Genomic DNA, 21,974 nt, shown 5'->3' with positions numbered 1-21,974 from the left:
TCCTTAAGAGTCTGCTAATTTGGAAGCATCCCGATTAAATATCCTTCTGAGGGCGAAGCTATGGTATCGCAAATCCAACCGCCGACCCAGCCAGAGGTCATCTACCCAGATAGTGACGGGCAACCAATTGCTAACAGTACCATACAGTTTGGCTGGATTGTAGAAATTAAGCAGAATCTAGATTGGCTATTTGCTGACGATCCAAATGTATTTGTCGCCGGGGATTTATTTTGGTATCCGGTAGAGGGACGCAACAAAATTGTTAACGCCCCAGATGTGATGGGTGGTATTAGGTAGACCAAAGGGCGTAGGCGTAGCCCGTCGTAGACATCGCTTATGCTACCAACAATGGAAAGAGGAGGGAATTGCACCGCAAGTGGTGTTTGAAATTCTTTCTCCCAGCAACACCCAAACTGAAATGGACAAGAAATTACTTTTCTATGACCGCTATGGCGTGGAAGAGTATTACATTTACGATCCCGATCGCAATAATTTGCGTGGATGGTTGCGTAGCGAAGACGGTTTAGATGTCATCCCCCAAATGGAACATTGGGTGAGTCCTCGGTTAAAAATTAGGTTTGCTCCATCATCAGAGGGTTTACAGTTATATCGCCCTGATGGAGAAAGGTTTTTAACTTATATAGAAATTTCTCGCAACGCCGAACAAGAACGGCAACGGGCTGAACAATAACACCAACGAGCAGAACAAGAACGACAACGGGCAGAACTTGCAGAACAAGCCAGAAGAGATGCCATACCCCGATTATTGCAAATGAATTTGAGCATCGAACAGATTGCCCAAGCTTTGGGATTGTCAGTGGAAGAAGTGCGAACCCTTGCTCAGGAGTAACGCCGTGTGCAATTTTTTAAGTTGGTGGGATGACAATGGTGAATTATTATTGTGGGGTTTGGAGTTAGCAGCAAAAGAACGGCAACGTGCAGAGAGATTGGCCGCTCAATTAAAAGCGCTGGGGGTAGAACCGGAGGTTTAACTCGGAAGTTCGACCTTTTTGCTCGGCCATTCGTGTTCGGAACTCGGAAGTTCGACCTTTTTGCTCGGCCATTCGTGTTCAGAACTCGGAACTTTCACCTTTTTGCTCGGCCATTCGTGTTCAGAACTCGGAAGTTCGACCTTTTTGCTCGGCCATTCGTGTTTGGAACTTGAAACACCGAGTTCAGAACTTGAATTTTGTCCTTTCGTTATCAAGCGATCGCCTTTGGCTCTACATTTAAGCTTAGAATCACTACAAAAATTAGATGGAGATTTGGACACCACGAGTTCTAAACTGCGATATCTTCGATGGGCTTGGACTACGCATTTCTTTTTTAGTGAGCGATCGCTGTTTTTGAATATTAACTCGGCATAACTCCCTCATCCCCCGGTTAGTGAGCGAAGTCGAACCACATCTCCCTCATCTCCTTACCGCCTCGGACACACCTTAACCGCATCAGGATGGCTAGCCAAATAATCCTTAAGCCAACTACAACCCTGTGCCAGTAAATCATCAATATCTAAATTCCACAGTTTGATTGTCTTGTCAAAACTGGCGGAGGCTAAGGTTTTGCCGTCGGAGCTGAACACCACACTATTGACCCAACTGCCATGACCTTCCAGGGTGGAAATGAGTTTACCCGTGTCCCGATTCCACAATTTGATACTGTTGTCAGCACTGGCGGAAGCTAAAGTTTTGCCATCCGGGCTGAAGACGACGCTGAAGACCGAATCGCTATGCCCACTCAGGGTGGAAATTTCTTTACCCGTGTCCCGATTCCACAATTTGATGGTGTTGTCAGCACTGGCGGAAGCTAAAGTTTTGCCATCCGGGCTGAAGACGACGGTAATGAGTCTTTTAGCTCCATTAATGAGCTTTTGAACTCTGTTAACGAGTATTTGATACTCATGCAAATTCCAGCAATTTTCACAAGCATGGAATACACATAATTTTAGGGGCACAATATATTGTGCCCCTACGCGTGTAGTCTATTCAATTGAAAACCGCTGTAATCCTTAGCCAGATGCAACCTAATTAATCTTAATTTCCGAATTTTTCTTGGCAATCTGAGCTTAAATCAAAGCTTTGACATTCTCTAGCTTCCGACAATTGCCTAACCGTATTACCAGACTGATAACTTATCAAAGTTCCCGCAACCGCAGCCAGTATAACAATAGTAGCTAGTCCCAACAAAGTAGCTCGTTTTCTAGATTTGATTGTACTGATGAAAGTATCTATGCCAGTCGCACTACCAACAACCTCAATTGTCCCAAGTGCTTTTAAAGCAATAGCCGCATTAGCATAGCGGCGTTTTCGATTACGTTCCACCATTTTCATCAACCACCACCGGAAACGCGGACTGATTGGAGGAACTAATTGCTGGAAATTAAAGCGATAGTTATCATCAATTAATTTGCCAATCTCAACAGAACGGGTATTAGTAAGTAAGCAAATCAACGTTGCTCCTAAACTATATAAATCTGATGCCTCAGTCAGAGAATGACCAAACTGTTCCTCTGGTGGCATAAAACCTGGAGTTCCTGCTATAAAGCTGCTCAGAGCTACTTTCGCACCCTGTATTCTAGCCAATCCAAAATCCACCAAGTAAGCATTCAGTTCTTCATCAACCAAAATATTCTCTGGCTTAATATCCCGATGAATAATTGACGGAACTTGCTTTTGCAGATAAACCAAAATTTCTAAGATTGACAGAGCAATTTGCTTAATTTCTTCAGCATGAAAGCTGCGTTTTAATCCCAAAGATGGGGCATTTTTATATTCTTGTACCAGATAAAAAGCCCCCGGCATTTCAAAGGAATCTAGATAACGAGGAATGCGGGGATGATTGAGTTGTTGCAAGATTTCTATTTCGCGCTGATATGCTTTTACACCTGATAAATCAGCACCTGCACGAGCAAAACAAAACTCTTTAATTACCACCTGTTGATTAGATTTGGAAACATTAGCTAGATAAGTAATCCGTCCCCCTTCTCGGTTGCGTCCTAGTTCGCTGATGACTTGATAGCCAAGTTCTGAAAAATCTGGATGGTGATTTAAGGGAATTACCCCTTTATCTCCATTACGCACATCAAGCTCCATTTCTTCACACACCATACGAGTTTGATTATGTCAAGGCGCAATTAAAAGATTAAGATTCACTCACCCAGATTGTTAGCCCCATTTTTACCTTGCTTGGGCTAAGACATATCGGCAGAAAGGCAAAATTATTACCTTTGCGCTAGCCAATCGACAATCTGGGCATTGACAACATCTGGAACCTCATCGTGAGGACAATGACCGGCATTGGGAATGGGAACAATTTTGATTTCTTTGCCATTCTCCCGCGCCTTTTCGTAAATCTTGGCCCCGGTAATTGGTGTCCAAGGGTCGTCAGCACCCCAAATTACTAATAAAGGACGTTCTACTTTGGGCAAAAGTTCCTCTGGGCTAGGGCCAGGAGGGGCTGTGAGTATAGATGCGAAGACTTGTTGCGCTCCTGGGTCGCAAGAGGGTGTATAAAGTAAATCGACTAATTCATCGGTGACGGCTTCACGGTTTTTGTAAACTTGGTAGAGGGTGCGGCGAATCTGGGCTTTTTGGCGGATGCGGTTATAGACAAATGTACCTGTAATTGGCGATCGCACAAACCGATTAAAAGCTGCCATCACCATCCGTAGCGGCGGGTTCAATTCGTGAGGACGATGACTCAACCCACCCGCAGAGTTAATTAAAATACCACCAGCAGCAATTTCTGGATGTTCTACCAGTACAATCAAGCTCAAAAGTGCGCCAATGGAGTTGCCAATAAATACAGCAGGTTCTTGGATGTGTGCTGTGCAAAAATCTTTCAACAGTTCCACCCAAACTTCCACACTGTAATCAATAGGTGCTTTATCAGAACCACCAAAACCCAAAAGGTCTACGGCAAATACCTGGTAGCCAGCATCAGCTAAAACTGGGATATTTTTACGCCAGTGTCCAATGGAAGCGCCAAAGCCGTGAACCAGTACCAAAGGGCGTCCTGTACCCATGACAGTGTACTGAATTTTGTAGCCCTGCCAATTCCAAATGAATTTTTCAAAGGCGTCTTGAGTTGGAAGCTGTTGTGTAGTTACAGTCATTAATAAGATTCATAAAGTGTTTCTTCAAATATAGTAATGTTCTCTGACCGAATAGTGCTGAGTAACGAGTGCTGTTAGCAGTAGCGAGGCGTTTAGCCCGTGCTGAGTAAAAAAGCAATAATCACATTCAGAACTCCTGAACTGATAACTCTTAACTCATAACGTCATAACTCAGCACTCACTGCTGAAAGCTGTAACCCAGGTAATTCTCTCCTCACGGTGGTAGTAACAATGAAGGTGGACGCACACGTGGCAAAAAGTAACACCAATTTTTTTAAGAGACGCGATTAATTGCGTCTCTAGCTTGCTCAACTGTAAAACTAATTTCCTGACCATAGGAAATTTCTAATGTATGACCATCTGGGTCTCGAATAAAAGCCCAGTAACCAACCGGATGACCCCAGTCATTTGGCCCATCCAGCAGTATTCCCTCAGCGCGTGCCTCATTGCAGAGGCGATCGATTTCCCCGCGATTCTGATAAGCTACCCCAAGATGGGATTGGGGTAAAAGTGCGCCTTCTACTTTAGCTGCTTTAATTAACACAATCACAAAAGGTCTAGTCAAGTCACTAATCCAAGCAACATCTGATTGAGTCGCTCGATCAATGCGATGATGCACGACTGTCATCTGGGCATACTTTGCATAAAATGAAATACTTGCATCAACATCACTGACTGCAAGTGCAATGTGAGTGAAACCAAGATCGGACATTAAAATAACTCCGTATGTAGACTTGACCGCACGAATGTAAGTATTGGACTGAGTGCTTACTAAGAAAGGTGACACCATTGATAATGAAGGTAGGCGTTATCTTCACAAAATTTATGTTTTTAACTTGGTTCGACAGCAACTCTTGGCTGCTGGAAATCGGCGGGAAACGAATATTAATTGACCCTTGGCTAGTTGGTTCCTTAATTTTCAGTAATTTGGATTGGTTATTCAAAGGTTCGCGATCGCAAAATCGCCCAATCCCAGATAACATTGATTTGATTCTGCTGTCTCAGGGTTTAGAAGACCACGCTCACCCACCAACGCTTCAGGTACTCGACCACAGCATCAAGGTTGTAGCTTCTCCCAATGCTGCCAAAGTTGTACAGCAGTTAGGTTATACCCAAGTAACAGTATTGGCTCATGGTGAAACTTTCACTTTAAATAATCAAATTGAAATCAAGGCTTTCCCAGGTTCTCCCATTGGCCCCACTTTGGTAGAAAATAGTTATCTCCTCAAAGAATTGGCGAGTGGTTTAACTGTATACTACGAGCCTCACGGCCATCATTCTCCACAACTTCAGCAATCTGCACCTATCGATGTAGTGATTACGCCGTTTATCGATATGACGTTACCTTTGCTTGGGTCGATTATTAAAGGACAAAATAGTGCTTTAGAAGTAGTAAAATCCTTACAGCCTCAAGTAATAATACCTACGGCGGCTGGTGGAGATGTGGCGTTTGAAGGATTGCTGATGAAATTGATTCAGACTAAAGGAACTGCTGAAGAGTTTCGCTCCTTACTTGAGAAAAACAATCTGGCGACGCAGGTACTTGAACCAAAACCAGGCGATCGCTTTGAACTACCATTAGAAAAACGAGCATTAGCAATCTAAGTTATATAAGCTCAAGTCTTGCATTTAGCTCTAGCGATTAGAATCAAGGTTTTCAACCCGCGCAGGCGGGTTTTGCCTGTGTAGCCGCGACTTCTAGTCGCCAGAGCTAATTTTGTTCCATAGCGGAATTATCTTGCATATACACTTTTCTAATCGGAAAAGGAATTTGAATTCCTGCTTGCTGATAGCGTTTGTGTAATTTTTTGACAAATAGATGTTTACCAATTCGCTGATCGAAGTATTCACTGACGCGCATATAAAGCGTAAAATCTATACTAAAATCATTAAAAGTATGAAATCTGATATATGGTTCACTATCTTTTAATTCCGGTGCAATTTCTTGCATGACTTCTTTAGCTACTTCTACAGTCACTTTTTCAACTTGTTCTAAATCGCTATCATAACTGACACCCACATCCATTGTTAAAGTAATTTCCTTTGCAGGTAAATGATAGTTGGTAAAAATTGCAGAAGACAATTTGGAATTAGGAACAATGACTATATTGTTGGAAATTTCTTTAATGGTCGTATTCCGCCAAGAAATATCTATAACATATCCCTCATGTCCAGCATCTAATTTTACATAGTCTCCGGTTCTAACTTGCTTAGAAATAATTAAGTAAAAGCCAGAAAACAAATTTGCTAAGGTATCTTGAAGTGCCAAACCAACTGCCAGACCACCAATCCCTAAAGTCGTGATTATCGGTGTAATCTGAACACCCACTGTTTGCAATATGATTAATGTTCCCAAAACTAAAACAGTAATTTTAGCCAGGTTAGAAATTAGTGATGTGGGAACCCCTTCTGCTCTGCGAATAAATAAATTTACAAAACCAGCAGTCAATCTGGCTAAAACTAGAGTTACTGAATATAGCAGTGCGATCGTCAAAACTTTTTGCAGTACGATCGCAATATCTGGTTTCAAGGGTGCGCTCAGAACTGCCCAAAAAAAACCGGCAATGACAAACCAAATAAATGTCATGCGGTGCAGAGAGTGAAATATAATATTACCCCCGGCAATTCGTTTATTATTAACGAATATTTCCAGCTTTTTGAAGATAACTTTTTCACCAATTATTCCAGCCAGTAAGCCAGCTAGAATAAATGTAATCGGTGTAATCCATTCCATCATATCAATTTTAAATTTGAAATTTTAGATTTAGGAGAGCAGCATTTTTGCTGTGATTATGGCTAAATTTTACCTTGTTGTCGGATTAGCTGCTTGAGATTTTCTTTCCTTATGGACTTGCCAATTATTTACCACCCAGATTACATTGCTCCTCTACCTGAAGGACATCGCTTTCCGATGTCTAAATTCCGACAACTCTACGAATTGCTGTTAGCCGATGGTGTAGCGAATCAAGAACAATTTCACACTCCCGAACGTCCACCACCAGAATTTATAGAGTTAGTCCATACCCCAAGCTACGTTCAAGCTTACTGTGAAGGAACCCTAGACCCCAAAGCACAGCGACGCATTGGTTTACCTTGGAGTCCAGCATTAGCAAATCGTACTTGTGTAGCGGTAGGTGGTACGATACTGACTGCGAAACTGGCACTAAGCCAGGGTTTAGCCTGTAATACTGCTGGTGGAACTCATCACGCCTTTCCTAGTTATGGGTCAGGTTTTTGTATTTTCAACGATTTAGCGATCGCCTGTCGCGTTTTACAAAAATTTGGACTTGTCCAAAAAATTCTAATTGTAGATTTAGATGTCCATCAAGGAGATGGCACAGCTTATATTTTCCAAGGCGACGATAGCGTTTTTACTTTCTCCATGCACTGCGAAGTCAATTTCCCCGGTATGAAACAAAACAGCGATTTGGATGTTCCTTTGCCGGTGGGAATGGAAGATGACGCTTATTTACAAACCTTGGCAAATTACTTATCAGATTTATTGTCTAAAGTCAAGCCAGACTTAGTATTTTATGATGCTGGTGTTGACCCTCATATAGGCGATCGCTTGGGCAAATTGGCTCTTACCGATGCTGGCATTTTTCGCCGGGAAATGCAGGTTTTGAGTACCTGTGTGAATAGCGGTTATCCTGTCGCTTGCGTCATTGGTGGTGGTTATGCTGATGACATGAAATCCCTAGTTTGGCGGCATTCCCTGCTGCATCGCGCCGCCAGTGAAGTTTACCATCAGTACAAACTATAGTCATTTAGTGGGCAATACTATCCCAAATTGTAGAGTTTTAAACACTATTTTGTCGGCAAAGGAAGTACTGGATGAACAACGGCAAACTCAGAATATACGAACTAGCAAAAGAATTGAATTTGGATAGCAAGAAGCTATTAGTAATTTGTGAAAAACTAAAAATTGCAGTTAAAAGCCATACTAGTGCAATCTCAGAATCTGATGCAGAACGCATTCGTGTAGCGATAAATAAACTAACAGCAAAATCCTCGAAAACTAAAACAAACTCTGAAGATTGGGGCTATATGTTTATAGCTTCAGCAATTGATAGCTTTATCCGCCATCTTGAAGGTGAAGCTGCCTTGAAATCATATCCCGAATTTAGAGAGCGGCGCGATCGCGCCAATGAGTTAATGTATGAATGCGTCGGTAAAAAGCCTTCTCTATTTTATGTGCGTCGCAAAGGTGCAGGAAAAGAAGCAAGAGAAGAAATTTGGGATTTGACAATAGCAACAGACAGCAATGATTTTCAGTTACCGACAAGACTTGAGAAGCTCAGAAAAACATTAGGCTTTAGAGCGGCTGTACCAAAAGATGGACGCGGCGGTTTAAAAATACTATCGGCTCAGTTATTACAACCCTCACGGGGACACGCTGATAGCTATGCTATACCTTGTCGCTTACGTTTTCTACCTAATCATCAGCATCATCTCGACATTCCGGCTGCAACATTGAAACGCATCGCAAGCGCACCAGTTTGTGGCGAAAATGTACCCACAGAAGAGCAGCTTAAAGCTTGGAAAGCGTTTTTGCAGATTGAAGAAAAAATTGCGAAAGCACGTCAGTTTTGCGTGCGTTATGTAAGTCATAACTATAACTTCAAAAGACGGATTAGTTTTGAAATAGATGTAGCTTCAGCCACCCTTGACGGCTTTTATCAAAATTCCCTCGAATTAGAAAACTTTTGGGAACGAGCAAGACGCACAAAAAACGAAGATTTAAAGCTTTTTGAAACTGCTCCCGTCGGCAAAAATTGGATTAGCGGTCGTCAATTAGGGACTGTTGAAGAAGTTGACCCCAACCGTTGTATTATCAGCCTCAGATTAGAACGCGACTTAGCTGAATTTATGGCAGCAGAGCGTTATAAGTTACCAGATACAGGATTTTTGTGTTTTGAAGCAGTTGGTGATATTCAGCAGATTCAGCGCAAGAAAAAAGCTTTAGATGATTTGAATAACGGTTACACCCAAAATCCGTATTTGGGTAACTTTTTATTCGATGCTTCTCAGGCTAGACACATCAAAACAACTGTTGAACTTCAACCACAAGATTTATTATTATCTTCTGCTAATCCTGGTCAGAAAGCAGCAGTGGAAAAGGTACTTGCCGCTAAGGATCTTGTTCTCATCCAAGGGCCACCAGGTACTGGGAAAACTACTGTAATTGCCGAAATTTGCTATCAAATTGCCCTTCGCGGTGGACGCACTCTAATTGCATCTCAAGCCAATTTAGCAGTAGATAACGCCCTGAGCCGATTAGTTCATAACCCAGTGATTCGGGCTATACGCAAGGGTAGAGCCGAAAAAGTTGGGGAAGAAGGACAGCCATTTTTAGAAGACCAAGTGATTGGCAGATGGCTAGAAAATACTGCAACTGACTGTGAAAATAATCTGACTCAACGGCTGGAAAATATCAAAATTTTCAGTCAATTGCTGGCATCATCACAAAGATTTACAGCCTACTTCCAAGCAGAGGAAGAACTTAATCAGCAACAAACTAAATTCAATAAAAATAAGTTAAAAATAGAGGCTAACTTTAAAAATCAAGAAAAATGTTACAACGAAACTGTAGAAAAACATAACGAGGTTGAATCACTAATTGCAGGATTAGAAAATATATTAAATACTGCACCAAATATCAACTGGGAAGCCTCAGAAGTTACAGATTTTTTGCCACTTCTTAAGCCCTACACAGAAGGTAACAGTTTAGTAGAAGAATTTTTAGCAAATGTTCGTAAAACTATCAAATATACTGATGAGCTTGGCTTTGTGCGTCCAGCGCTTGGTGCTTTTGGTTTAGCGGCTTGGTTGCATAAAACTGTAGCAATAGAAATTTCTGGATTTAAAACTTCTTTGACTTATGCTCAAGAGGTAAGTAAAGCCATCTTAGAAGTTGCAGCATCAGTGGAGGTTGTCAAACAAAATTTCGCCTCATTGAATCAGTTACAACCAGATTATCAGCAATATCTTACCAAACTGCAAAATATACAGCAAACAATCCAGATATGGCAAAACCGCCAACGGGAAATAGATTACATTATCTCAGCAGTTAAGGAATGGAAATCTACAGCACCTTCTCATCTCTATCAAACTTTAAAAGAATGTCATCAATCAGGTTTACCACTCACAGAAAATTTAGTTGACTTGCCGCTAGGTTTGTTGATGTTTGCTAATACATTAAAACTACCCATAGTACCAAAAACTTATAAAATTAGCCTACCAGAATGGGAGTTGTTGACAAAAGCGATCGCTTATGAAATAGATGGAGGTTTTACTGATAGACAGAGTAAACAGCATAATTTTAGCTATTTTTTACAACAAAATTTTAGCCAGATTCCAATGGTGCTATCAAAGAGCGATCGCACCCAATGGCAAGAAACCTATCAACAGTTCAATAACTATCAGCTACTCAACCCCAAACAGCGAAAATTACTAGTAGAGAATACCCAGGTTTTCTTAGTTAGAATGCAACGAACTTATGGTGCATCATGGGAATGGAATAACATTGATTCTACTCTCACCCGCCTTACAGAAGAATTGCTAGATACTATCCTTGCAAATGCGCGTCAATGCGTTTTAAAAGTCAAAACTGAAACTGAACAACAGCTTCAGCATCTGCAACGACAATTAAATGAACTTCAGAAAAAGGAAGTTAGCCAACAGCAAATATCTATTACTCAATCGCAGGTGGAAAAAGCACAGCAAGATGCTAATTCCCAACTTGGAATAGTTATTAATATCTTGCAAGAACTTAATCAAAAAAATATCCCTGCTCAATTACGTATTCTAGTTGAAAAATATCTTGCAACCCAATCAAACATTTGGGAGCAACCCCAAGAATTTGCAAATCAAGTAAATTACTGGGAAACTTCTATCAGTCAGCTTGAAACCTTAATCTCATCATTAGAACCTTTTGCTGTGCTAGAGATAATTAAAAATTCTCTAAACGAGCATTTATCAAAGCTACAAGAAGAAACTGAAAACTCTCTAGCGCAGCTTCAAAAATTACAAATTAGTTTACGCGAAATAGAACATAAATTACAACCACAGCCATCAGAAAGTTTAATAGAAGAAAGAAGCTGGTGGTTGACAGAATGGCAAAGAATACCGGATAAATTTAAACCAGAAAAATTTGCTAATGACTTGTTTAATATAGAATTATTACGTAGTATAAATATTAGCTTTGGATCTTGGCAACAGCAACTACAAAAAGACGAAACTTATCTCAATAAATATCAGAATTTTGTTCAAGACTGGATAGGAAAATTAAGACAGCCAAATGAGCGCGATCGCGACGATTTAAGGCGCATATATTTAGATAATGCAAACGTTGTCGGTATCACCTGCGTTCAAGCTGCAAATAGAGGTTTTTCGGAAGAATTCAAATCCTTTGATGTCGTTATCATTGATGAAGTTAGTAAGTGTACTCCACCAGAGTTACTAATCCCAGCTTTGAAAGGCAAAAAGTTAGTCATGGTAGGCGATCATCGGCAATTACCACCCATGCTTGATACCAGCACTATAGAAGAAGTTGCTCAAACAATGGGTAATACAAGAGATGAACTACAATTCTTAGAAGAATCATTGTTTAAAAGTCAGTTTGAATCTGCTGATGAAAGCATCAAACAAATGCTAACTACACAATATCGAATGCATCCATTTATTATGGGAGCAATCAATCAGTTTTATGATGGTAAACTAGAATCTGGGATTTTGGAGCCTGATACGAAACGCGCACATCATCTAGCAGGCGAAATTATCCAAGAATCTCAGCATCTTCTCTGGGTAAAAACGCCTATAGAGAATCAGTTTTTAGAGCAACGAAATGGAACTTCATACTTTAATACTCAAGAAATTGATGCGATTGAACGTCTGTGTCAACAATTCGAGGCTACTTGGGCTTCTAAAGTTGCTAATGGTGAACCAAAAAAAGAAATTGCCGTAATTACATTTTATGGCGCTCAATTAAGAAAAATTGATGAACGTCTGCAATCTGAACTTTTCCCTTCGCTAGAAATTCGTACTGGTACAGTAGATAGATTTCAAGGAATGGAAAGACCTGTTGTAATTGTCAGTATGGTTCGCAACAATAGTAAAGGGGATGTAGGATTTGCGAAGAAACCAGAACGGGTAAATGTTGCTTTTTCCCGTGCTCAAGAACTCCTGATAATTGTGGGTTGTCATAATTTATTTACCCATCAATCAGGTAAAGTCGGAAGTATGTATTCTGAAGTTTCAAATATTGTCAGTCTTCATGGAGGTTTCGTTGATGTTTCTCGCCTCTTCAGCTAAACATATTGATGACAATCTCAATATCGCAAAGATACGATAAATCGCCATCAAGACGAAAGGGTGATTATTATAGAGACGGCGATTCATCGCGTCTCTTGCCTCAACCAAATAGTATTGGCATATATCGCACGAATATACGGATGCAAAAAACCTAAATTTGACAAACCGTAACTTGGGCTAAATATTTTCACGCAATTTACTATCACCAGCAGGTTTACCGCCTGATTGGCAGGCTGCGGTTGAATCCTTAGCCGTTGATGTGATTGCTGAGAGTTATACCCCTGTGATGATTCCGCTAATTCGTTCTTACACGCGATCGGGGGTAATCACGGATACTCAAGGTCAAGCGATCGCAGGCGCACGGGTCGAAGCTATACAACCAGATCGGGGAACTCGGCATTTTTCTGTTACCAACGGTGCTGGAGTCTATTATTTAGAAGGCTTGCCCCAAGGTAAATACGCTCTAAAAATCAACGGTAAATCTGCTGGTAGCATGAAATTGGAAGAGTCTTCTGAAGCATTCCAAGAGCTTAATTTACAACAGCCGTCAATCCCCTAAGAGACTTCCAAAAAATAAACTATCCCAAATTATATTTATATTAGGCTAGCACAGTTAGCTGTGCTACCCAACCGAGAAGTATTAATACACTATGCATTTCTGGAAAAGACATTGTGGCAGGTGTAGTCAGAAAGCAACTATCACTTGATGCTCAATTTAGCTCAAGGGGGTCTAATGATTGATCGCTTTTTGAATCTAATTTTTATCGATTCCTTCGCTGTAGTAATTAACCTGACATTTGGTACATTACTTCGCACTAAAATCTGCAATTATTCATGGGATGGAGTTGTAAATGATGAACTTTCAACACCAGAAAGTAACGTTAGTTCTTCTGAATCTTCACCATCCTTAGAAGAGGTAGAAACCACTCCTCTTCCATGAAGCCCGACTGCTGTAGCAATTCTCATTTGAATGAAATAAGGCTTGCTTAGGGGCGTACATCTGTGCGCCTCTATGAGAATCTATGTTTATCTGTAGTTAATTATATTGATTGTCACAAGCAATAACTAGAATTTTAACGGGAATACGGTAAAATCCAGAGGAGCTTTTATTGTTACCAACGCGGGTTAAGGATGGAAGCAAATTTTCTGACGGCTGTTTTTCTGCCCTTGGCTCTATTTATTATCATGTTAGGTATGGGGTTAACCTTGACCCTAGAGGACTTCAAGCGAGTTGTAACCTATCCCAAAGCGGTGGTGATTGGCTTAGTGGCGCAGTTGATCGTGTTGCCGATTGTGGGCTTTGGCATTGCGTCAGTATTTCCCCTTAACTCACAATTAGCAGTAGGTGTGATGATTTTAGCAGCCTGTCCCGGTGGCGCTACAAATAGATGTAGGGTGGGCAACTCTAGTTTTGAATGTGGTTGCAATGGCTTTAGGTTTTGCGATCGCAACTTTAACCCGATTAGGAGAAAAACGCGTTACGGCAATTACAGTAGAAGTAGGAATTCAAAATGGGACTCTAGCGATCGCGATCGCTTCTACACCTACGCTGCTGAATAGTACTATAATGGCTATTCCTGGGGCAATTTATGGTCTACTAATGTTTGTGACTTGTGCTGGATTTGCTTGGTGGTCTAGTCGTCGCCAAAGGTTATTGAAAGCATAAAATTACTTTGCCTTATGGGTTACAAGTATTTGTATAAATTGAATTATCCAATCTTGTTACGTTGATGTTTCTAGCCTCTTCTGCTAAACCAATTGATGACAATCTCAAAAATGTTGTAGACGAAATTGAAGCGCCAAATCCGAGCTTATCAGTTTTAGCAGCGCGTCAATTCCGTTATAGTTTGCGTCAAACTTCGGTAGAAGTGAGCATCAAAGAACCACGCCAGTTTAACGTACTCGAAGAATTTATCATCCGCGCTGCTATTGAATTTCAACCTCCGCCAACAGAGGATGAATTAGCCTCTATACTTGGGCTTGATTCTGTATTTATTAAAACCACTACTACAACTCTTCGTTCCTTACAAACTCTATCCGCAACATCGCCACTAACAGTTACTCCTGAAGGACGTTCATTTTATGAAAAAGGATCTGTACCACAGCCGCCATATCCTATACAAATTTATGCTATTACAGACCCTTTAAGCGACAAGATAACCTTTCAATCTGAATCCTTAAATGAGACAGTAATAAATTTGCCTGATTTGGCAGACTTTATAACTATTGATAATACAATTGCTGATATTGCTTCCTTACCTCTTGAGGAAATCCAAAAAAGTATTCAAGCTTCAGGTTTAGCACTTCATTCACCAGAAGAGGGAAAAATTGTCACTTCCTCTAAGGTACTAGCTTCCACTCAAAAAATTTGGAGAAAGATATCGCTTTTCGTTATCTTTGATACTCTTGAGAATAAATTGAGTATCCAAATAAGAAATGGAAAGCAAATTTTAGAGTCAGCATCAAATTGGTTAGAAGTTATACACGCTGAAGGTAAAATATCCTTGCAAGCGTTATGTAAATTATCAACCGAAACCATCAATTTTGAAAGTGAAGCTATTTTCAGGCAGAAAAATACTGAAATAGAAGCTAGACTCGAAAATATTCGCCAAAAGGCGCTAAAGGCTGCCACAGTAAACAATGTAAAAATAGATAATTCTACTGGGTTAGTTGAAGCTGTACAGTTACGCGATGGACAAATTAGCCAAGCTTTTTCAGAAGTTTTAAATTTGGCTAAACATCAGATACTAATTTATTCTCCTTGGATAAATCAGGTAGTTATAAATGATAAATTTATTACTCTGATACAGAAGTTAGCTAATCGCGGAGTTTGGATTTTAATTGGACATGGCATTGCGCGGCGACAAGAAGATGAAGATAAACCAATTCCACCAGAAGTAGAGAAAAAACTTCGAGCGATAAAAACACCTGATGGTTTACCATCTGTACAGGTTTTGTGGTTGGGAGATTCTCATGTCAAAGAAGTAATGGTTGATCGAGAAATTTATCTTTGCGGCTCTCATAACTGGCTATCTTATCGCGGCAATTACCTACCACTAGGCGAGTCAGTTTATAAAGTGACAATTCCCCTTCAAGTCCAGGAAGCTTATGAATTTCTCGCTAATCGCTTCCAAAATCACGCTCAAAAATTATGGCAAAATACTCTAGAAAACCGCGATTCTAAACTTGCAATAGAGTCTTTATGTGTGTGGGGTGCGCTAGGTATGGAAGATATTGCACTCCAAGAGATACAGACAAATAATTGGTTTGAACTTCTGCCTGTATGGTTGAATGTAGCGCTACAAGGATTAAAATCGCAAAACCTATCAGGTGATTCAGCAAGTTTCAAAACTGCACTTTCGTTGCTAAGTCAAATTTCTATTGAAGAAGCTTTTATTGAGCAATTGCAACAGGGATGGCGTCAAGTTATCCGCGCGATCGCAATTAACAATCCCGAAACTGCTTTAAACTTACTTAGTGATGAAGTATGGGCGCAGTTTATACGTCTCAATATTGTTCAAGAGAGTGATTCACGCAATGATTTTATTTTGTACCGTATTTAACCTACACTAGGATATTTTTCATACTTCAATAGTAAGATTTATCGGAAGCCAGCCCAGAAATATGCCTCTTGATTTCGCGGGGATTGGCAATTAAATGATTCTTAACCTTTGATTAACTTAAAGATAGATCCAGAGATTCGTCTTGTTCGATACAATTTATAGGTAGAGAGAGCCGAGGAGAACAAGGTGGTCTTATTAAAAGGCTTTGAGATTGAGATGTACACTGGCACGCCTCAAGGTGAAATCGTCGGCCTCTCCGACAAAATTGTTGCGGCTTTGGATGGGTTTATGCGCGAACCAGATAGCCGCAACGTTGAGTACATAACCCAACCATCCCATAATTACGAAAATTTATTGTGTGCCTTGCTGCGTCCTCGGCGGGAGTTGCGAAACTACCTCAATCGTTTGGGCGATTATACCTTAGTGCCAGGGAGTACTTTATCTTTGGGTGGGGGCGATCGCTTTCTCCGTTCCGATCCAGCAAACCCCTATCATGATTACATTGAGAATACCTACGGCACGAAAGTAGTTACCGCTAGCGTACACATCAATATAGGCATCAGTGACCCAGAAGTATTAATGCGGGCATGTCGAGTCATCCGTATGGAAGCGCCCCTATTTCTCGCCCTCAGCGCCTCATCTCCCTTCTTGGATGGCAAAGCTACTGGCTATCACTCCACCCGTTGGGGCGTCTTTCCACAAACGCCTAGCCGTGTGCCCTTATTTGCCAGCCACGCCGATCATATCCAGTGGGTGGAAGATCAACTCGTTGCCGGAACCATGCAAAACGTGCGGCACTTGTGGGCATCGGTGCGACCAAATGGCGATCGCCGTCCTTATGACTTGAACCGCTTAGAACTGCGAATTTGCGATTTAGTTACAGATCCTATTGCCTTACTGGCGATTACTGCCTTATTAGAAGCGCGTTTGTTGCAAATAATCGAAAACCCTAGCATCGATCCGTTAACCCAAAGTACTTTCTCTGCTGAAGAACTTGTTACTCTGACTGCTGACAACGAAGCTGCTGCTGCTGCTGGTAGTCTTGATGCTCATTTAAGACATTGGCAAGATGGTAGAAGCATCGTAGCGAGAGATTGGATTGCTCAAATGTACCAAGATGTTTGGGCGATCGCCAAGCAACAAGGTTTTAGCTGTTTCCTTTCCCCTTTGCACAAAATCCTCCGCGAAGGCAATGAAGCTCAACAGTGGTTGCAATTACACGCAGTCGGTTTTGACACCCAGCGCGTCATCACTCAGGCTATTATCGCCACCCAAGAGCGCGAAATCGAACTTGAAGACAAATTATGTTCATCTCTGCTGGGTTAACTCAAAAGGCATTGGGGACTGGGCATTGAGAAAACACTTTGTTTATCCTCTAATCCCCCTACTTGCTACTCCCAACTCCCGTCTTCATACAAATGGTAGATTTTATTGCAGCCACTACCAGCCCTAAAAGACACAAGTACTTACCTTTTCTACACAAAACTTAATATTTATCGATTGTAGCCAAATATCCTCTCAGGCATTGCTCTGGGATGGTTTGTACTTCGTTTTAAAAATCTAATCGATAGATGCTGCTTGATTATTATTAACAAAACCTATGAATAGCCTCTACCTTTTGGTAGATTTAACATTGACAATAAATTGTTTTATACAATACGTAAATTGTACGGATAATGCCTCAGGTAGTTTTAGTTAACCCGCAGATACCTCCTAATACAGGTAATATTGCCCGTACTTGTGCAGCTACGGGTACAGAGTTGCATTTGGTGGGGCCTTTGGGGTTTGAAATTAGCGATCGCTACCTCAAAAGAGCCGGCTTAGATTACTGGCCTTATGTCAAACTACACTATCACGAATCTCTAGAAGCCTTTAAAACCGTACATCAAGGGCGTGGCGGTAGATGGTTGGGTTATACGGTTGGTGGAAAGTGTAATTATGTAAGCTTTCAGTTCCAACCTGATGATTGGCTACTGTTTGGTAGTGAAACCAGGGGCTTACCACCAGAAATTCTGTTAGATTGCGATGCTACCCTCTATATTCCCATGAGCCAACCGGGGGTTCGCAGCTTGAATCTGTCAGTGAGTGTAGCAATTGGCTTATTTGAAACCCGTCGTCAGTTAGGCTATTTAGAATAGTTGCTTACATTCACGATCATAAGTGTATTTACTTATAACCTTTCCAGAAACCTATTAGACGATTTATTTGTGATTGCAAAAATTTTCTTGGTGACAGCAAGAATATGTAAAACAATATACCGAAACTTGAATTTATTCGTAAAATGTAGTGGAAGATACTTACAAGTATAGTAAGGTTATTATAAGAAATTTGTATATGAAACTTGGGATATTGCCAAATTTGAATGATAGATTTTGATGAATTTAAAACATCCTAAACTAGGAACGAAATTGCTAAAATCCATTCATGTCTTACATTTGAGCTATTTTGGCTCAATGAAGGACAGAAATCATCCCAAAAGTAGCCGATAGTTAATACGGTTGTTTTTTAGGGAATAATCAACGTAAAGTCTCGTGTTGGGAAGACGGATGGGGTAGAAATATCTTGAAGATATCTACAGCAGGGGGCATAACTTTTCCAGAAGTCGCCGCAATTTAATTTTCAGCAGCGACTTGGACTTGGCAAATAGTTTGTCCAGTCCCCGCGATTGACGCAAGACAAGCGCGGATAATGGTTAAAGAGTAATAATCGTCCTAAGTGGTGTTAGGAGTGGTTCGGACAAGTAAACACAGCAAAATTTAAGTTTTGCTAACAGATGTGAACTTGTCTAAATCAGAGAAGCAGGTTAATCTTGCGTAAGCATCTCTGGTGAATGTGATCGCGATCTATCATTTGTTGTGATCTAAATCATTGACTAGTATCCAACTGAAAAATCGAGGTCAGTTAAGCGCTAGTGATCATAGGAGGTCGTCTTTGAAACGAGCATTGAAAAAGAGAGTAAAAGCTGTGTTGAACAATACCCCCAGCAGCGATGATGCCCCGGTAGAACTGCTAAATGTGATGAATCCAAAAGTTAACAGCCGGGTGCGGACAAAAGCGGCGATGATTGGCTTGGCAATCTCTATGGGAGCAACCAGCCTTTTGGTGACTCGACAAAGCGATCAAGCCCAAGCAGCGGTGCCAGTAGGCAGCCAAAAGGCAACGTCAACTATTCCTGCTGTTCCTGACACCGAGGTGAAATTCGCCTCCACTAAGCTGGAGTCCCAAGCAGTCTCAGCAGCGAGCGTGCCGGAAAATCCTGTAATCGTGGAACCAACGGCAGTCTCACAAGTGCCTGGGCTTGAAGCTAAATGGCAAGTCGCGGCAAGTGGAATATCTTTGCAAATTCCTGCATCAAACACGTTTTCTCAAACAAACGCAGGTTATAAAAATTCCACTTACCTGAAGCCCAAAGTGGCACAGGGATTGAACAATACCTTAGCCGAAACTAGTTTTCCAACAGTCAATAATCTGACTGACTATAGTGCTGATGGTGTTAATAGTACAAACGCATCACTAACTGCCCAACCACAAACAGTGGCAACATCTGGCGCAGTCAACAGTGAAATAAATGCACAACTTAAGGCGCAACAAGAGTTCGCACTAAATCGCTTACAAGAAAAATCGAACCGTTTAAGAAAGAGTCTGGCGCAGTTGCAGTCTGGAGAGACCAAAAATTTATCACAAGCTGATATAGAATTGGCGCAGCCGACAACTGTCGTTGAGAAGACTGCATTAGCAGCCCAGTCAGAGACTTCTAGCGATGCAAGCCAAGCGAACCTGATATCGACGTTAAAACAGAAGACACAGACAAGTGCATCTGTACCAGCGGCGCCAATAGTGATTGCCTCCTCGACACATACAGCTTACGAAGTTAAACCTGGAGATACACTAGCAGCGATCGCCAGCAGATACAACACTTCAGTACCAGAACTAGTTAAAGCAAATAACCTCAATAATCCCAATGAACTGCGAATTAGTCAAAAACTAGTTATTCCTGCTGTTCAAATTCCTGCTGTTCAAGTTGAGGCAACTGTAGCGAGTCAGCCCACTTTTGTAGAGTCTAGCAAAACTCCAAAGGTAGCTACCTCCCCTTTGAATATTGGTAGTGCCAACTCATATCTACCTAGTTTACCATCACCAACTATTGCCGACGACAGTAGCGTTGCCGTCCCTACACCGGTAACTGTACAGGTTCAGGCGAATAGTGCGACCGCCTTAGAAACTGCTCCTCTGCCTACAGCTAAATCTTATGGCGTCGGTGGTGAAAATCAAGTGCCACAAACTTTTGCCGAAATGCAACAGTTTAAAGCACCAACAAATAGGGTAGCAAGGGTCAACAATAACAATAATGACCGTTTGCGGGGCTTACAAGCGGAAATCCAGAGGTTACAGCAGAAATATCGCGCTCAACAGTCTGGTAATTTAGTTGTGCCAGCAGCCGCGATCGAAGCAAATAATGCTGCTATGCTCACTCCTATTTCTACGCCCAATAATTTCAGTGTACCTAACCCTGCATCTAGACCAAATAGTGTAGCAATACCAATTCCAGTCCCGACACCGATTCGGGCTAACTATAGCGTTCAGCCAATTAAATCCCAATTCCGTACTACTGTACGCCCTACCGAAGCAGTAAACCCAGAATTCTTGCCTAATCTAGGTTCTGCTAGCCAGTGGACTCCCTCTCGCACTCAATCTGCCACAAGGATTGCAACGCCTTCTGGAAGAGTAAATGCCTCTGACTCCTTAGGAAAGATGCGAGGAACCACAGTTTCTCCACAGGTATTACCGCCTTTGGCAGCAGTGGATCAATATCTTCCCAGACCCATTGACGAACTTACACCTCCTCCATCTTCCTCAACCTTAGCTTACACCTGGCCAGCAAAGGGCACCCTTACTTCTGGCTATGGCTGGCGCTGGGGTAGAATGCACAAAGGAATTGACGTTGCTAACTCCACTGGCACACCAGTTGTCGCCTCAGCTGAGGGGACGATACAAAAAGCTGGCTGGAACAATGGTGGCTACGGCAACCTCGTCGAAATCCGCCATCCTGATGGCAGCACGACTCGCTATGCTCATAACAGCAAGATTCTGGTGCAACCTGGTCAGGCAGTACATCAGGGAGAAACAATTGCTTTAATGGGTACCACTGGTCACAGTACTGGGCCACACACCCACTTTGAAATCCATCCATCAGGTAAAGGTGCTGTTAACCCGATAGCTATGTTACCGGAACGCCTATAATTCTTGGCTGTCTGTAACTAAATTATTGCCTTGTTAGTTGAGGGAGTCTCCTCCCTCTTCTGCTTTCTATTACCTCAATAGGGATGAAACTTCTAACAAAATTGCAAAAATGGCTAGTCTTGAGCGAATCTCTATGCTATATTAATTAATGATTTGGAAAAACATGGCTCAGTAGCTCAGTTGGTTAGAGCACGGGACTCATAAGCCTGGGGTCGTTGGTTCAACTCCGACCTGAGCCACTTTAAAAGTTAATCTATATAAGGGTTTCAGCTTCTGTACATTGGTGGTCATGGAAGCTGAACCTTTGTTTTAACTCTCCTTTGACTATCCAATGACTATCCAAAATAGTCATTGGATTACCATGAAAGTTGGTATTGAAGTATCTAAGGTTATCTTAGATTAAGATTTCCTAGAGCTTTATTTAATGACAATCAGAAATACTTATCATTAAATCTAACTGACACTCTTGAGAATAAAGTTGCTGCTGAGATTCAGGCACGACGAATAGAGTTAGATATCCTAGCTGGTTATTTTGACCCTACCCTTGCCAAATACAAAGCTGACCACACCGCTACCCCTAAGAAACAAAAGGTATACAACCTACTTGAGTTATGGGAAAAGTATACTCAGTTTAAAAGTGGTCAAGTACAGGAATCAACTCTTGCCCGTGACTACTCATTAATACTGAGTGCGATTCGTTCAGTCTAAACCGAGTAATCGGGGGATGACTGGCTTTGATTGAG

15 protein-coding genes, 1 tRNA gene and 4 pseudogenes are annotated in these 21,974 nt (G+C 41.5%); 15 read left to right on the top strand and 5 right to left on the bottom strand.

The annotated features are described in order from the left end of the window. The first annotated feature begins 60 nt into the window (after window positions 1-60). The 3 genes and pseudogenes from HWQ42_RS08210 to HWQ42_RS08200 all read left to right on the top strand — a co-directional run bounded on the left by HWQ42_RS08210 (window position 61) and on the right by HWQ42_RS08200 (window position 1,367). Window positions 61-850 (top strand): annotated as a pseudogene (locus HWQ42_RS08210) (Uma2 family endonuclease). 4 nt (window positions 851-854) lie between these two features. After that, window positions 855-992: a hypothetical protein gene (locus HWQ42_RS08205; RefSeq protein ID WP_292810891.1), complete on the top strand. Its 138-nt coding sequence runs from the start codon at window positions 855-857 to the stop codon at window positions 990-992. A gap of 162 nt (window positions 993-1,154) precedes the next feature. Continuing rightward, window positions 1,155-1,367, top strand: a complete 213-nt coding sequence (locus tag HWQ42_RS08200) for a hypothetical protein (protein WP_292810889.1) — start codon at window positions 1,155-1,157, stop codon at window positions 1,365-1,367. A gap of 53 nt (window positions 1,368-1,420) precedes the next feature. Here HWQ42_RS08200 and HWQ42_RS08195 read toward each other — a convergent pair. The 4 genes and pseudogenes from HWQ42_RS08195 to HWQ42_RS08180 all read right to left on the bottom strand — a co-directional run. Then, window positions 1,421-1,846, bottom strand: a pseudogene (locus HWQ42_RS08195) (WD40 repeat domain-containing protein); the annotation flags it as partial. 187 nt (window positions 1,847-2,033) lie between these two features. Then, window positions 2,034-3,092 (bottom strand): serine/threonine-protein kinase, encoded by a 1,059-nt coding sequence (locus HWQ42_RS08190; RefSeq protein ID WP_292810909.1) that lies wholly within the window; start codon window positions 3,090-3,092, stop codon window positions 2,034-2,036. 128 nt (window positions 3,093-3,220) lie between these two features. Next, window positions 3,221-4,114: an alpha/beta fold hydrolase gene (locus HWQ42_RS08185; RefSeq protein ID WP_292810886.1), complete on the bottom strand. Its 894-nt coding sequence runs from the start codon at window positions 4,112-4,114 to the stop codon at window positions 3,221-3,223. Between the two features lie 274 nt (window positions 4,115-4,388). Continuing rightward, window positions 4,389-4,826, bottom strand: coding sequence for a VOC family protein (locus HWQ42_RS08180; protein WP_292810883.1), 438 nt, complete (start codon window positions 4,824-4,826; stop codon window positions 4,389-4,391). A 113-nt stretch (window positions 4,827-4,939) separates the two neighbouring features. Between HWQ42_RS08180 and HWQ42_RS08175 the strand changes: the two genes are divergently transcribed. After that, on the top strand, window positions 4,940-5,719 hold the full coding sequence (locus HWQ42_RS08175) for an MBL fold metallo-hydrolase (RefSeq protein WP_292810881.1): 780 nt from the start codon (window positions 4,940-4,942) through the stop codon (window positions 5,717-5,719). A gap of 106 nt (window positions 5,720-5,825) precedes the next feature. On the opposite strand, the gene HWQ42_RS08170 is transcribed toward HWQ42_RS08175, so the two are convergent. Further along, window positions 5,826-6,851, bottom strand: a complete 1,026-nt coding sequence (locus HWQ42_RS08170) for a mechanosensitive ion channel family protein (RefSeq protein WP_292810879.1) — start codon at window positions 6,849-6,851, stop codon at window positions 5,826-5,828. 108 nt (window positions 6,852-6,959) lie between these two features. Between HWQ42_RS08170 and HWQ42_RS08165 the strand changes: the two genes are divergently transcribed. The 11 genes and pseudogenes from HWQ42_RS08165 (at window position 6,960) to HWQ42_RS08115 (ending at window position 21,470) form a co-directional block, all read left to right on the top strand. Next, window positions 6,960-7,877 (top strand): histone deacetylase, encoded by a 918-nt coding sequence (locus HWQ42_RS08165; protein WP_292810877.1) that lies wholly within the window; start codon window positions 6,960-6,962, stop codon window positions 7,875-7,877. A gap of 71 nt (window positions 7,878-7,948) precedes the next feature. After that, window positions 7,949-12,427, top strand: a complete 4,479-nt coding sequence (locus tag HWQ42_RS08160) for a translation initiation factor IF-2 N-terminal domain-containing protein (RefSeq protein ID WP_292810876.1) — start codon at window positions 7,949-7,951, stop codon at window positions 12,425-12,427. Between the two features lie 205 nt (window positions 12,428-12,632). Continuing rightward, window positions 12,633-12,986 (top strand): annotated as a pseudogene (locus tag HWQ42_RS08155) (carboxypeptidase-like regulatory domain-containing protein); the annotation flags it as partial. Between the two features lie 174 nt (window positions 12,987-13,160). Further along, window positions 13,161-13,367, top strand: a complete 207-nt coding sequence (locus HWQ42_RS08150) for a hypothetical protein (protein WP_292810873.1) — start codon at window positions 13,161-13,163, stop codon at window positions 13,365-13,367. A 191-nt stretch (window positions 13,368-13,558) separates the two neighbouring features. Next, window positions 13,559-13,750, top strand: a pseudogene (locus HWQ42_RS08145) (bile acid:sodium symporter family protein); the annotation flags it as partial. A gap of 49 nt (window positions 13,751-13,799) precedes the next feature. Beyond that, the gene (locus HWQ42_RS08140) at window positions 13,800-14,093 is read left to right on the top strand and encodes a hypothetical protein (RefSeq protein ID WP_292810911.1); all 294 of its coding nucleotides are present in this window, start codon (window positions 13,800-13,802) and stop codon (window positions 14,091-14,093) included. Between the two features lie 64 nt (window positions 14,094-14,157). Next, window positions 14,158-15,990, top strand: coding sequence for a hypothetical protein (locus HWQ42_RS08135; protein ID WP_292810871.1), 1,833 nt, complete (start codon window positions 14,158-14,160; stop codon window positions 15,988-15,990). A 186-nt stretch (window positions 15,991-16,176) separates the two neighbouring features. After that, window positions 16,177-17,316, top strand: a complete 1,140-nt coding sequence (gshA, locus tag HWQ42_RS08130) for a glutamate--cysteine ligase (RefSeq protein WP_292810869.1) — start codon at window positions 16,177-16,179, stop codon at window positions 17,314-17,316. A gap of 350 nt (window positions 17,317-17,666) precedes the next feature. Continuing rightward, window positions 17,667-18,128, top strand: coding sequence for a tRNA (cytidine(34)-2'-O)-methyltransferase (locus tag HWQ42_RS08125; RefSeq protein ID WP_292810867.1), 462 nt, complete (start codon window positions 17,667-17,669; stop codon window positions 18,126-18,128). Between the two features lie 793 nt (window positions 18,129-18,921). Continuing rightward, entirely contained in the window at window positions 18,922-21,231 is a 2,310-nt protein-coding gene (locus HWQ42_RS08120) for a peptidoglycan DD-metalloendopeptidase family protein (protein WP_292810865.1), read from the top strand. A 165-nt stretch (window positions 21,232-21,396) separates the two neighbouring features. Beyond that, window positions 21,397-21,470: transfer RNA gene (locus tag HWQ42_RS08115), tRNA-Met, on the top strand. Window positions 21,471-21,974: the final 504 nt, after the last annotated feature.

Origin of the sequence: Nostoc sp. JL23, from assembly GCF_017115065.1 — a bacterium.
Taxonomy (GTDB): Bacteria; Cyanobacteriota; Cyanobacteriia; order Cyanobacteriales; family Nostocaceae; genus Nostoc; species Nostoc punctiforme_A.
Note: the sequence above shows the minus strand (reverse complement) of the source record. Positions and strands in the feature narration are given on the sequence as shown.

What these genes read in the sequence shown, in the direction of transcription:
- HWQ42_RS08190 (WP_292810909.1), bottom strand. Translation starts at nt 3,092, where the DNA reads ATGGAGCTTGATGTGCGTAATGGAGATAAAGGGGTAATTCCCTTAAAT.
- HWQ42_RS08185 (WP_292810886.1), bottom strand. Translation starts at nt 4,114, where the DNA reads ATGACTGTAACTACACAACAGCTTCCAACTCAAGACGCCTTTGAAAAA.
- HWQ42_RS08180 (WP_292810883.1), bottom strand. Translation starts at nt 4,826, where the DNA reads ATGTCCGATCTTGGTTTCACTCACATTGCACTTGCAGTCAGTGATGTT.
- HWQ42_RS08175 (WP_292810881.1), top strand. Translation starts at nt 4,940, where the DNA reads ATGTTTTTAACTTGGTTCGACAGCAACTCTTGGCTGCTGGAAATCGGC.
- HWQ42_RS08170 (WP_292810879.1), bottom strand. Translation starts at nt 6,851, where the DNA reads ATGATGGAATGGATTACACCGATTACATTTATTCTAGCTGGCTTACTG.
- HWQ42_RS08165 (WP_292810877.1), top strand. Translation starts at nt 6,960, where the DNA reads ATGGACTTGCCAATTATTTACCACCCAGATTACATTGCTCCTCTACCT.
- HWQ42_RS08160 (WP_292810876.1), top strand. Translation starts at nt 7,949, where the DNA reads ATGAACAACGGCAAACTCAGAATATACGAACTAGCAAAAGAATTGAAT.
- HWQ42_RS08150 (WP_292810873.1), top strand. Translation starts at nt 13,161, where the DNA reads ATGATTGATCGCTTTTTGAATCTAATTTTTATCGATTCCTTCGCTGTA.
- HWQ42_RS08135 (WP_292810871.1), top strand. Translation starts at nt 14,158, where the DNA reads ATGTTTCTAGCCTCTTCTGCTAAACCAATTGATGACAATCTCAAAAAT.
- HWQ42_RS08125 (WP_292810867.1), top strand. Translation starts at nt 17,667, where the DNA reads ATGCCTCAGGTAGTTTTAGTTAACCCGCAGATACCTCCTAATACAGGT.